Source organism: Natrinema sp. CRL1, assembly GCF_059162405.1.
On sequence record NZ_JBLVOY010000001.1, the window covers coordinates 639,473 to 651,099 of the forward strand.

Annotated in this window: 13 protein-coding genes; 7 read left to right on the forward strand and 6 right to left on the reverse strand. The window is 65.6% G+C overall.

What is annotated here, in order from left to right; translation table 11 throughout:
• Nucleotides 1-33 precede the first annotated feature (33 nt).
• Both ACJYUO_RS03400 and ACJYUO_RS03405 read left to right on the forward strand, forming a co-directional pair.
• Nucleotides 34-312: a UPF0058 family protein gene (locus ACJYUO_RS03400; protein WP_006429684.1), complete on the forward strand. Its 279-nt coding sequence runs from the start codon at nucleotides 34-36 to the stop codon at nucleotides 310-312.
• Nucleotides 313-360: 48 nt separating this feature from the next.
• Complete coding sequence (locus ACJYUO_RS03405) at nucleotides 361-3,099, forward strand: DUF7527 domain-containing protein (RefSeq protein ID WP_494343999.1); 2,739 nt, start codon at nucleotides 361-363, stop codon at nucleotides 3,097-3,099.
• A 248-nt stretch (nucleotides 3,100-3,347) separates the two neighbouring features.
• On the opposite strand, the gene ACJYUO_RS03410 is transcribed toward ACJYUO_RS03405, so the two are convergent.
• Nucleotides 3,348-3,653 (reverse strand): hypothetical protein, encoded by a 306-nt coding sequence (locus ACJYUO_RS03410; RefSeq protein WP_006429686.1) that lies wholly within the window; start codon nucleotides 3,651-3,653, stop codon nucleotides 3,348-3,350.
• Nucleotides 3,654-4,039: 386 nt separating this feature from the next.
• On the opposite strand from ACJYUO_RS03410, the gene ACJYUO_RS03415 reads away from it, so the two are divergent.
• The 3 genes from ACJYUO_RS03415 (at nucleotide 4,040) to ACJYUO_RS03425 (ending at nucleotide 6,277) form a co-directional block, all read left to right on the forward strand.
• Nucleotides 4,040-5,404 (forward strand): adenylosuccinate synthase, encoded by a 1,365-nt coding sequence (locus ACJYUO_RS03415; protein WP_494344000.1) that lies wholly within the window; start codon nucleotides 4,040-4,042, stop codon nucleotides 5,402-5,404.
• A 75-nt stretch (nucleotides 5,405-5,479) separates the two neighbouring features.
• A complete protein-coding gene (locus ACJYUO_RS03420; RefSeq protein WP_006429688.1) occupies nucleotides 5,480-5,674 on the forward strand; it encodes a methytransferase partner Trm112 in 195 nt (64 codons plus the stop codon).
• A 12-nt stretch (nucleotides 5,675-5,686) separates the two neighbouring features.
• The gene (locus ACJYUO_RS03425) at nucleotides 5,687-6,277 is read left to right on the forward strand and encodes a DUF7524 family protein (RefSeq protein WP_494344001.1); all 591 of its coding nucleotides are present in this window, start codon (nucleotides 5,687-5,689) and stop codon (nucleotides 6,275-6,277) included.
• Between the two features lie 143 nt (nucleotides 6,278-6,420).
• Here the strand turns inward: ACJYUO_RS03425 and ACJYUO_RS03430 are convergent, their stop codons facing one another.
• From ACJYUO_RS03430 to ACJYUO_RS03440, 3 genes are all read right to left on the reverse strand, one after another.
• Complete coding sequence (locus tag ACJYUO_RS03430) at nucleotides 6,421-7,572, reverse strand: DR2241 family protein (RefSeq protein ID WP_494344002.1); 1,152 nt, start codon at nucleotides 7,570-7,572, stop codon at nucleotides 6,421-6,423.
• Entirely contained in the window at nucleotides 7,572-8,489 is a 918-nt protein-coding gene (locus ACJYUO_RS03435; protein ID WP_494344003.1) for a CbiX/SirB N-terminal domain-containing protein, read from the reverse strand. Before ACJYUO_RS03435 ends, ACJYUO_RS03430 begins: the two co-directional genes overlap by 1 nt.
• A 118-nt stretch (nucleotides 8,490-8,607) precedes the next feature.
• Entirely contained in the window at nucleotides 8,608-8,952 is a 345-nt protein-coding gene (locus ACJYUO_RS03440) for a BsuPI-related putative proteinase inhibitor (RefSeq protein ID WP_494344004.1), read from the reverse strand.
• Between the two features lie 125 nt (nucleotides 8,953-9,077).
• Here ACJYUO_RS03440 and ACJYUO_RS03445 point away from each other — a divergent pair, with 125 nt between their 5' ends.
• Nucleotides 9,078-9,836 (forward strand): DUF2797 domain-containing protein, encoded by a 759-nt coding sequence (locus ACJYUO_RS03445; RefSeq protein WP_494344005.1) that lies wholly within the window; start codon nucleotides 9,078-9,080, stop codon nucleotides 9,834-9,836.
• A gap of 29 nt (nucleotides 9,837-9,865) precedes the next feature.
• Here ACJYUO_RS03445 and ACJYUO_RS03450 read toward each other — a convergent pair whose 3' ends face one another.
• Both ACJYUO_RS03450 and ACJYUO_RS03455 read right to left on the reverse strand, forming a co-directional pair.
• Nucleotides 9,866-10,495, reverse strand: a complete 630-nt coding sequence (locus ACJYUO_RS03450) for a hypothetical protein (protein ID WP_494344006.1) — start codon at nucleotides 10,493-10,495, stop codon at nucleotides 9,866-9,868.
• 174 nt (nucleotides 10,496-10,669) lie between these two features.
• On the reverse strand, nucleotides 10,670-11,020 hold the full coding sequence (locus ACJYUO_RS03455; protein WP_494344007.1) for a hypothetical protein: 351 nt from the start codon (nucleotides 11,018-11,020) through the stop codon (nucleotides 10,670-10,672).
• 130 nt (nucleotides 11,021-11,150) lie between these two features.
• On the opposite strand from ACJYUO_RS03455, the gene ACJYUO_RS03460 reads away from it, so the two are divergent.
• Nucleotides 11,151-11,537, forward strand: a complete 387-nt coding sequence (locus tag ACJYUO_RS03460; RefSeq protein WP_006429698.1) for a hypothetical protein — start codon at nucleotides 11,151-11,153, stop codon at nucleotides 11,535-11,537.
• Nucleotides 11,538-11,627 lie beyond the last annotated feature (90 nt).

Below are 11,627 nucleotides of genomic sequence, written 5' to 3' on the forward strand. Positions count from 1 at the left end.
ACGCTTAAATCGAAACCGTTCCTATACGGGGATATGCATAAAGACGAACTTCTCGAGCTCCACGAAGAACTCGTCGTTATTATGGAGTACTTCTCGGATCGCGAGGAGGTCGACGAAACGCTGTTCGATCACTATCGCCAACTCGATGTGGATCCCTCTCACGTCCACAAATCGAAGAGCGAACACAAACACGCCGTCTTCGTCCTCGGGAACGCGCTGGCAAGTGCCATGAGCGAAGACGAGTTCTCGAGCGCCGGTCGGATCGGCAAGCGGATGAAGGAACTTGCCGAGGACGCAGAGTCAAAAATATAGCCCGTTTCTAGGCGAAACGTATTTAGTGTGGTTCTCGCTTGTTGAACTATGGACCCGCGCACGCAAGAGCGCGTCGAGGAGTGGGACTCCCGCCAGTTCAGCGGCGGTTTCGATGGCCTCTCCGATCTCGCTGACGCTGATTTCTCCGGTGCCGTCTCGGCGGTCGGCACGTGGCTTTTTATGCTCAACGGCCGGATCATCGGCGTCGTCGACGGCGATATCGAGGACTTCGAGACCGCCTCCGGGACACGCTACGAGGCCCCTCATCCGTCGCTGCCGCTACTCTGTGCAATGGAGGAACGCGGCGGCGAAACACGGGCGAAATACTACACCAACGAGACCCCGCTTCGAGAGGTCGACAACACCCTCCAGAGCGGCTCGTTTACCGGCTATATCGAACTGAGTGAAAACGTACTCAGCGGCGACTACTACGCCGTCTACTACGGCGGCCGCCGAATGGCCGCCGCCTACATCGGCAACGCCGGACGGCTGCTCACCGGCGACGAGGCCTTCGAACGAGCGGCCGACGAGGTCGGCATCTACGAGGTGACCGACGTCGAAATCGAGGTCACCGACGTTCCGGGAACCGGCGACGCCGGTGTCGGTGACGACGCCACGGGCGCGGGAGCGCTCGCCGACGGAGCCGACTCGCGGTCGGAGTCCGTCTCTCCCGCCGACCCGGGTGCGCCCGACCGGGGCGACTCGAGTGCCGAACCAGCCGCCGATTCGTCGAGTTCGTCGATCGAGCCGATCAACGTCTCGAGTACCGACTCGAGCGGAGGAGTCGACGCAGCCGACCCCGATCCGATCGAAGACGTGACCGTCGACGATCCGTCGTCACTGACGTCGGACATCGATCTCACGGGCGATCCGTCGGGGATCACCGCGACCGACGAGACGCCGGAAGGGACCGAGCCAGCTTCGGCCGGAATCACCGACGCGGAGCCGGCTACAACCGATTCCGAACCGACTCGCGATTTCGATACCGGCCCAGCAACACCCGAACGCGGAGACGCGGCCGACTCGAGGACCGACGACTCTCCGGTCACCGACTCGCCAGCCACTGACTCGCCGGACGGTGACTCCATCGACACCGGTCCCGGTGCCGTCACCGGGGCCGACGATGAGGGCGACGCTTCGTCCCCGACTGCCGACGCCGCCGAGGCGGCTGCAGCAGTCGATGCGGATCCAGTCGAGGCCGATCCGGACGATACGGTTGCGGATCCCGATACCGAGACGGCGACCGCGAGTCCCGATCTCGCGGAGGTCGAGGCGGCGGCCGAAGAACTGGAACGAAACGATATCTCGTGGGTCGACGAGGAAGACGAAGCCGCGGATCACGAGGGAACTGACGGCGACGACGCGCCGGAGCTGGCGGGCGACGACGACACCGCGACAGCAGCTGATACGAGTCCCGAGGCGGAAGACGAGGGCGACCTCGAGGAGCAGTTCGAACGCGAGGAAGCGTGGCGCGAAACGCGGCGCATTCCCTCGATCGATCCGGACAACAGCGAGGCCGACGAATCGGCGGCCGCGAGCGCGAGCGAGCGCGGTCGGGGGGAGAGCCGATCGGCGGTTTCGCCCTCGACAGCGGCGGACGCTGGGACCGATCCCGCAACCGCCGCCCCATCGAACGGCGCTCAGTCCGATTCGCCGACCGCAGAGTCGACGACCGATTCCGGGCAGTCGCCTGAGACGCGCGAGCAGCGATCGCGGACCCAATCGCGTGGACAGGGAACACAGGAGGCTGGACAGTCCCGGTCGGAACCGTCCACGTCGACGAGCGAGCGGAGCCAGAGCCGCGGACCGAGCGAGGAACAGGAACGGATCGCGGCGCTCACCGAGAAACTCGAGACCCTGCAGGAACAGCGCGACGCGCTCGTCGCGAAGGCCGAGGAACTCGAGGCCGAACGCGACCGACTGCGGTCGGAAAACGACGAACTGTCCTCGACGGTCGACCGGCTCCAGTCTCGAATCGAGGAACTCGAGACGGAACTGGAGCGCGAGCGCGCGCGCACCCAAGATGCCGGGCGCACGGAGTCCGGCGGAGCCGGTGGCGGTACCCAACTCTCGGCCCAGCAGGCGCTTTCGGGGACGAACCTCTTCGTCCGATACGCCTCGAAGAGCCAGCCGACGCTCGAGAAAGCCCACGACGGCGCTGCCGACCGCACCGACGTCGCGGCGAACCTGCAACTCGAGCATCACACGCAGTTCGACTCGGCCGACACCGTCGTCGACGGCGAACCGTTCGCCGACTTTCTCGCGTCGTCGATGGAACACCGGTTCGTCGACTGGCTCACCGAGATGCTCCTCTACGAGATCCGCGACACCGGCAACGCGGACGGACTGGGTGACCTCTACGACGCTATCCCGCGGATCGACCGGGCCGAACTCGACGCCACCATCTCGCTCGAGGACGACGACACCGAGGACGTTCCCGATCAGGTCACGTTCGACGTCGTCGCGTTCGACAAGATGGGGAATCCGTTGGTCCTGGTCACCCTCAACGACTCACGGGAGCCGGCATCGACGGAACTACTCGAGGGTCTCGAGGAAGCGGCCTCCGCGGTGAAGGCGAACTATCCGGATCTCGCGGCGGCGATCGCCGTCACCTCGAGTTACTTCGAGCCCGGCGCGCTCGAGGTGGCCGAGCAGGCGACCAGCGGCGGGTTCCTCAGCCGCGGCTCGAAACTCAGTTACGTCAACCTCTCCCGGAAGGAGGGGTATCACCTCTGTCTGGTCGAGTCGCGCTCCGAAGGGTTCCACATGAACGTCCCGGAGCTGTAGCAGGCCGTCGTCTTTTCCCACTTCCGTTCGATCCGATCGGTCCTGACCCCGCACAGCAGCTGAACCCGCGTTCGAACGGTGACGAGGCGCTCGGACCGTAGCGGCCGCTCGATGGGCTGGTGTCGAGGAGTAGGAGGCTCTGTAGGAGTACGCGAAGCGCTAGGGCGGCGGAGAAACGGCGATGAGATGTTCGGCGTGCTCGCGCCGGCTGCCGGCCGCGGGGACGACAATCCGAACTGGGCGAGAGACTACCCTTCGATCTCTGCGACGTCTTCGATCTTCATCCCGTCGAGCTTGTCGACGATGTCGTCGATCTTGCCATCGAGTTCGTCGACGAACTCGGCGGTGCGCTCGGTCTTGATCGCTCCCTGACTCGAGGGTTCGATCAGGTTCTCTTCCTCGAGGACCCGAAGCGAGTAGCGGACCTTGTGGTGGGGGTAGCCGGTCTCGTTGGACATTTTGACGATCCCGATTGGCTCGTTCTCGATGACCATCTTCAGGACCTGGAGATGACGTTCCAGCATATCGACTTCCTTCTCAAGTCTATCTATCATGGCATTTGTTAACTTGTCTTTGGGCCTTTTAAAAGTTACTCTCGGCGACTGAAATGACTACTCCCAACCCAACAGTCGGTCCTGTCAGTAGTTAACGTTTCCGATCCCGGCGGTTCCGGGGGTCGGGTCTCTATCGAGTCGTCGGCGACCCGCCGCTGTGTCCGTGTATCGGCCGTTCGCACTGCTAGTATATATACTGGTAGCTATTCCATCGCACACTGTCCGTGATTCGTTCGACAACTCGTGTCGAACTACATTCCCGATGATGGGGTCTATAGTAGCCGAATGATCTGGTTCGACCGTGCCGCTCGATTGCTCGAGCAGCGACTTCCACCCACCCGTATACCGAAATCTGTTTATCGGCCCGGCAAGAATCCGCCGCTGTTATGACCGTCACTATCGTCGGGTCGCAACTCGGCGACGAAGGCAAGGGCGGAGTCGTCGACCTCTATGGCGACGCCGCCGACGTCGTCGCCCGGTATCAGGGCGGCGACAATGCCGGCCACACCGTCGTTCACGACGGTACCAAGTACAAGCTGTCGCTCGTCCCGTCCGGAGCCGTCCGCGGCAAGGTCGGCGTCCTCGGGAACGGTTGTGTCGTCAACCCCGAGACGCTGTTCGACGAGATCGATACCCTCCGCGAGCGCGGCCTCGAGCCGGACGTTCGCGTCGCCGAGCGCGCACACGTTATTCTCCCCTATCACCGCGCGCTCGATGGCATCGAGGAGGAGGAAAAGGAAGATCTCGCCGCCGGGACGACCAAACGCGGTATCGGGCCGACTTACGAGGACAAGGCCGGCCGCCGCGGCGTCCGCATCGGCGACCTGCTCGATCCCGATACGCTCCGCGAACGGCTCGAGTACGTCGTCCCACAGAAGAAGGCCCTCGCCGAGGACGTCTTCGACAAGGAGACCGGCGAGGAGTTCGACATCGATCACCTCTACGAGACCTACCGCGAGTACGGCGAGCGCCTGGCCGAAGAGGATATGACCGTCGACTGCGGGACCTTCCTGCAGGATCGGATCGATGCCGGCGACAACGTCATGCTCGAGGGCGCACAGGGGACCTCACTCGACATCGATCACGGTGTCTACCCCTACGTCACCTCCTCGAACCCGACCGCGGGCGGCGCGACCGTTGGCACCGGACTCGGCCCGACCGTTATCGGCGACGGCGAGGTCATCGGCATCGTCAAGGCCTACCTCTCGCGGGTCGGGACCGGTCCGCTGCCAACCGAACTCGGCGGCGTCGAGGACCAAACGCCCGACTACGACGTGGACGAGGGTACTGACGCGGACGAGGAGGAACTCGCGACCTACATCCGCGACGAGGGCGGGGAGTACGGCACCGTCACCGGTCGCCCGCGACGGGTCGGCTGGCTCGACATGCCCATGCTGCGCCATGCGGCCCGCGCGAACGGCTTTACCGGACTCGCAGTGAACCATATCGATGTCCTGTCTGGACTCGACACGGTCAAAGTTGGCCACAGCTACGAGTTCGACGGGGAAGAGATTTTCACGATGCCCCCGACGACCGAGCAGTGGGGCCGTTGTGAGGCCACGTTCAAATCCTTCGACGGCTGGCCCGCGGTCGACTGGGCCGCGGTCGCCGAGGACGGCTACGAGGCCATCCCCGAGAACGCGCGGACCTACCTCGAGTACATCAGCGACGAACTCGACGCCCCCATCTACGCCGTCGGCGTCGGCCCCGGTCGCGAGGAGACAGTCGTCGTCGAGAATCCCTACGAGTAACCTGCGAGGGAGCGTCGTCTAACTCGCTCGCGGCGTTCCCGAAACCTTTTGCTTCAGGCGGCAAGCCTACGTAGTATGAAGGAGTCGTTGCTGGACATTCTCTGCTGCCCGCTCGACAAACACGACCTGGAACTCGCAGACGCCGAGTACGACGGCGAGGAAGTCGTCGGCGGCGACCTCGTCTGTACCGAGTGCGGCGAGGCCTACCCGATCGAAGACGGGATCCCGAACCTCCTGCCGCCAGATATGCGCGAGGAGACGCCGGCCTGAGGCCACGCGACTATGTCCGGCACTGAGGTCACCGTCCACGTCAATCGCGGGGCCGCCGACGAACTCGAGGCAGAAAGCGACGCGCTCGAGACCAGCGAGTCGTTTGCGCTCCTGTTACAGGGCCACGAGACGCCTGCGCACGTCCACTGTCGCCTCGGCGGTGATCTCGAACGGATCGCAGCGATCGGCGAAACGAACTACTACGTCGAACCGGACGGCGTCACCGCCGTTCCGGTTACTGTCACCGCGGACGCGCTCGATCACCCCGTTGACGGCCACCTCGAGGTGTTGACCGGCTACGGGTCCGAATCGATCTCGGTCGCCGTCACCGTCACCCCCGGCCCGCCGGCCGTCGATGTCGACGACTCGCTCGCCGAACCCGCGCGTACGGAGCCCGAACCGACGGCGCTCGAGCGGACCATCGGCCAGGTTACCGGCGCGAGCGGGCTCGAGCCGGCGACGCTCGTCGTCCTCGCGCTCGGGCTGGTCGCGGTCGGGATCGCGACGCTGACGGCGGCGACGATCGGCAGTCCGGTCGCCACGGCCGGGACTGGCGTCGTCGTCATTGGCGTTCTCGTGGCGCTGTTTCTGCTGGTTCAGTAGCGGAGCACACGGGTCGCGTGGCTCACGCGACCTCGACGATCGTTCGGTAGCGCCGCCCGTCGTACCGGCTCGGCGTTTCGAACGACATTTGCTGCTCGACCTGCGAGTCGGCAAGCGCGTGCCAAAAGCAGGGTCGGCCGGTGTCAGTCGTCGACCTGCGTCGCCTCGAGCTCTCCGTCCTCGTCGAATCGCTTGGCCCGGAGATATCGCGCTCGGTAGCGGTTCGCGCCGTCGTAGACGTCAGCCTCGCGGATCTCGTCGGTGCGGCCCTCCGCGACGGCGTCGATCAGCTCCGTGAGCTGATTGATTTCGCTGGTCGTCAACTCGAGTTCGTAGGTGTGTTCGGTCTCGGACTCGAGGGTCGTCCACTTGCGGGCGGCGGCGACGACGAGCGAGCAGGGTTCGCGACAGGGGAAGGGACCGTCACCGCCGTCGGCGTCGAGGTCGTCGCCCTCGTCGTACTGCCACTCCCGTCGGCGGAGACACTGGGAGTCGACACAGCAGGCCTCGGCCATCCACTCGACGGCCTCGCGCGGGAGTTCGTCGATCACGTCGTAGATCCCCGTCTGTCGCTCGGCGGTCTCGAGCCAGTGGTCGACATCTAAGTTGCCACGCAGTTCGCGGTGCCAGTTGGCGACCGTCGCGGGGTAGAAGAACTCGACCGTCTCGACGAGATCTGCGCCCGAGAGGCCGGTAAAGGCCCAGCCGTCGGGCAGCGTCGGCGCGGTCTTCAGCGGCCGGTAGCGGCCGTCCTCGTCGTAGGTCGCGAGTTCTCGGGCCTCCCGCGGGTCGTCGTAGACCTCGAGGTCCGCGATGTCGCTGTCGGCGTCGTCGACGTGCCACAGGTCATAGACGCGCTCGCCGTCAGGGTTGTCGACATCGACGAACCGGGTCGTGATCGATAGCTGGCCCCACTCGCGATCGATCCCGTCACGGAGCGTGCGGTAGCGTTCGGGAACTGCGAGCGGCTCGGGGGCGTCCTCGCTCCACGGCCCGGTCGTCGGGTCAGCGTCCGCGGCGTCGGCGAGCGGGGCTCGCTCACACCACCGGAGGAACGCGCGGCGGGCGGTCCCCTCGCCACCGACCGTCTCCTGCCAGTAGTGCCAGTTCGTGACGTACTCTTCGATCGATTCGAGCACACGCCGGCAGTCGGCTTCGTCGAGGTCCGTCCACTCGTTTGCCGGCGTCTCGAGGGCGTACTCGCCGTTCGTTTCCGTAACGTGCAGGCCGTCGAACGCGATGCCGTCGGACGCGCGTTCGAGCAGCGACTCGAGTTCGGCCGTCGGTTCCGTCATCAGTCACCCGCGCCCGCTCCCGCGTTCGGTTCGGGACCGGAATCGGCCTCGCTGTCCTCGAGCGATGCGGCGAGTTCGAGGACCGCCTCGCGGGCATCGCCGATGTCAGCCCCGGCGTCGGCCGTCCGCTCGAGGACGACATCGGCCATCAGGTCCTCGGTGCCGACCGCGCCCGTGTACCAGATCCGGTGGCCGTCGACCTCGCTCGGCACGTCCCAGCCGAGCCGGTAGTCCTCGGTCAGGCCCATGTCCTCGGGGATGTCCTCTTGGGTGTGGTAGCCGTCGGCGATAAAGAGCGGGACGACGACGATGTCCTCGCTCTCGAAGTAGTCGGTGACGTCGTCGACCTCCGGCTCTTCGTCCATGAACAGCGCCTTCACCTCGTCGAAGCGGTCGCGCTCGGCGATGCGGTCGCTGTGGTACTCGATGGCCTTCGCGGAGTTCTCGTTCCGGTCGGTGCCGTGGCCGACAACCGAGAGGCCAAAGCCCTCGCCGACGTCCGGATCGCCCGTCGCGGTCTCGGCTCGCTGGACGATCACGTCAGTCATCGCGTCGTGGGTGCCGACCGGTCCGCAGTAGTGGATCGTCTTCCCGACGTCCTCGGCCTCGAGAGTTGCTTGCGAGGCGCTGGTGCCGTCGGACTCCCACTGCTCGGGGTCCCAGTCGTCGAGGCGCAGTTCCCGCGGGATGACCTGCTCGGTGAAGTAGCCCTCGCTGATGAACAGGGGGACGACGAACACCTCGTCTGACTCGAGCGTTCGGATGACCTCGCGGAAGTGGGGTTCCTCCTTCCAGAACGCCTCGCGGACCTCGTCGAACGCGCCCGTCTCGCGGATCGTGTCCGCGTGGGCGTAGGTGGGGTCCGAGGCGTCCGGATTCAGGTGCGATCCGTGTGCCGCGATGACCAGCGCTTGCATGCCCGCGGCTTAGGATGGAGACGGTATATGGACTTCGCTGTCGGCCCTCGTCGCCGGGTCTACCGACGGTGTGTTCGACCAATTTTCCCCACAAAAGAGGGGTCTCGCAAGACGGGCGTCACGACGGCACCGAAACGCGGGCCCGCGCCGTACAGCATTCGTCCTGCGCTCGCAATTCCGCGGCCGCGGTGTAGTCGCCCGGCTCGGGATCGGACCACTCCGCCTCGTAGGTCGTTTCCTCACCCACTTCGAGGGTCTCCGAGCTCAGCACCTGCGCGAACATGCGTCCCTCGCTGAACCGCCAGACCTCGTCTCCGTCATCCTCGAGGACAAACTCCGCCTTGCACGCGTCCGAAAACTGGAGATCGACCGGCTCGTCGCCCGAATTAGTGACGGTGAACACGAACATCACGGCGTCTCTGGTGCCGTCCGCCGCCGTCTCGAGCGCCCCCTCGAGGCTCATGGCCCGGGCTTCGTGGCGGTCGCGGATAGGTCTTCTTCCACGCTCGCCAGCGGGCAGCCGGTCCGATGGAGCTGTCACGACCGGAGAGCGCTACGTCTATTTGCGCCCGGTTCCAAGCCGCACGCGTGCAACTGGTCGGTTACCAACCGAGCGGGCGGGGATCGGCGCTGCTGGTCAGCGACGGCAGCGGCGACGTCGACCACCGCCCGCTGGAAGCCGGCGACGACCTCGCCTACTCGCTCGGGGCGCGCCACTGTGCCGGCACCATCGACGATGACGGCCAGCACGTTTCCTGCGACCGACCGTCGACGCCCTACTGCGACTACCACACGAGTACATGGGTCTGTGCGCGCTGTACGGGCACCTGCCTGAAAGACGAGATGGACTGCCACGAGGAGCATGCGGTCTACATCGCCGCGTTCGCCCCCGACACGTTCAAAGTCGGCGTCACGAAACGCTGGCGGCTCGAGACCCGACTGCGCGAACAGGGAGCCGACCGCGGGGCCCACGTCCACACCGTCTCGAACGGCCGGATCGCCCGCGAACTCGAGGCCGAGATCGCGACCCGACTCCCCGACCGCGTTCGAACCGGCACGAAAGTCGCCGCGCTGGGGGCCGCGGTCGACGAAGCGGGCTGGGCGGCCACCCTCGACGAATTCGACGTCATCGACACCGTCGAGTTCGAGTACGGACTCGGCCTCGAGACCCGCCCGGTGCGCGAGACGATCGCTTCCGGGACCGTCGTCGGCGTCAAGGGCCGGCTGCTGGTCCTCGAGAACGGCGCCACGACCTACGCCGTCGACATGCGCGACCTCGTCGGCTACGACCTCGAGGCGGGCCGGGCGGATCGCGACCTCCAGTCGTCGTTGGGCTCGTTCGAGTGACCGCGACCGCGATTTCTCCTGTGCTGCGGTCAGCCGGACACGTACTCGAGTTTCGTATCGCCCGTCTCACCCCAGCCCTCTCGTTTCCCCTCCTCGACGCCGTACTCGATACTGTATGGCGTTTGCCGCCGCCAGTGGTCCGTCGAGAGGTGCGTTCGGACCTGCCGCGTGGCAGCGTCGAAGTGAGCGCCGCGGTGGAAATAGTCGTACTCGAGGTCGACGATATCTAAGTGGGCGTGGACCGCGGCTCGGTCCGCGTCGACGTCCCAGACGTGGACGTGATTCCACCCCTCGCCCAGTCGGGGGCGACGAACCGAGACATCCGGTGCGACGAGTTCCTCTTCGTCCCCGTCCCACGCTGTGACCTCCGCATCCGGAAAGAAGCCCGTCCAGCGCGGGTTCTCGAGGCCGACGAACTCGGCTTCGATCGCGGCGACCGCGCGGCGTTCGCCGGGGACGGTGACGTGCATAGTAATCGGCATCGTGACCGTCCACTCGTCGCCGTCGGGCTGGTAGACACATCGTGGATAGTCGCTCTCGCGATCTGCCTCGAGGACCGATTCCGAATCCACCGCTTCGGTGACGGCGCTCGCTCCACCGGCGGCCGCCAGCGCGGTTCCGATGCCCGCAATCGCGCCGCGTCTCGTTAGTCGTGTCATCGGTCGGAGGACGGTCGTTCTAATCGCGCTCGATGGTGTTGGTGGTGCGTTCGTCTACCCATTCTGGCTCGGTCAGTGCCGATTCAACGAGACCTATTACAACCGTTCGGCCTTCGCACTCGTGGTGGGTCGATCGTGGGCGGTGATTCCTGCACCCTCGAGGACTCGCGAGAGTTACGGTCCGATCCCCTCGATGGGGACCTCCGTCTCGCAGTTCGGACACGAGGCGTGTTCGTCCGACCCGGTGTACGTCCACGTCTTGCCACACTCGTGGCAAGTCAGTTCGACCGACTCCGATGACTCCTCGGTGTCCGTTTTCAGCCCCCGAAGCCGTGAGACGATGGTCGCGAGATCGTCGATCGCGGTCTCGTCGATCGGAACCTCGTGACGGCGCTCGTCCGCGTCGGTCGTCTCGTCATCTCGACTCGAGACGAGCCAGTAGTCCCCCGGGTCGCTATCGGTTGCGTCGACGATCGCGTACGGTCCTTCGCTGACGATCGGGTCTCGGTTGGATCGATGGGTCATACGGCGGCTACCGGCTCGGGCCGGGTCGATTTTGTGCAGGCATTGATCGCCGCGCGGGCACCAGAGGACGGTCAGCCCCGACATCAAAAACATGGCAACCCTTTTCCCTCACGCAACGGAATCGGATGGTATGACGGACGAAAACGAATCACCCGACGGAGACGCAGGCGACGACAGCGAGGAGAAATCCTTCCGCGAGCGGGTCGAGGAGATCCGCGAAAAGCGAGCGGAGGAAGGCGAGGGCGAGGGTGAGGCCCCCGAGAGCCCGTTCGGCGGCGGCGGTGGCGGCCCCGGCGGCATGGGCGGTGGCGGCAACCCGTTCGCACAAATGATGGGCGGTATGATGGGTGGCGGCCCCGGCGGTCCCGGTCCGGGCGGCCCGGGTGCCGGTCCCGGCGCTGGCGGCCAGGACGAGAGCAACGAGGAACTCGTCCGCGAAGTCCGACAGATGCGCGACGAGATGCGCGACCAGACCCGCGCGCTGAAACGCATCGCCGACGCGCTCGAAGACCAGTAACGCTCTCCGTTCCTTTTGCGGTCGCTCCGCTCGAGTGGCTTCCTTGCTATAGTAGCCACTGAAACGATTTCCACACTGACCGCGACGCAG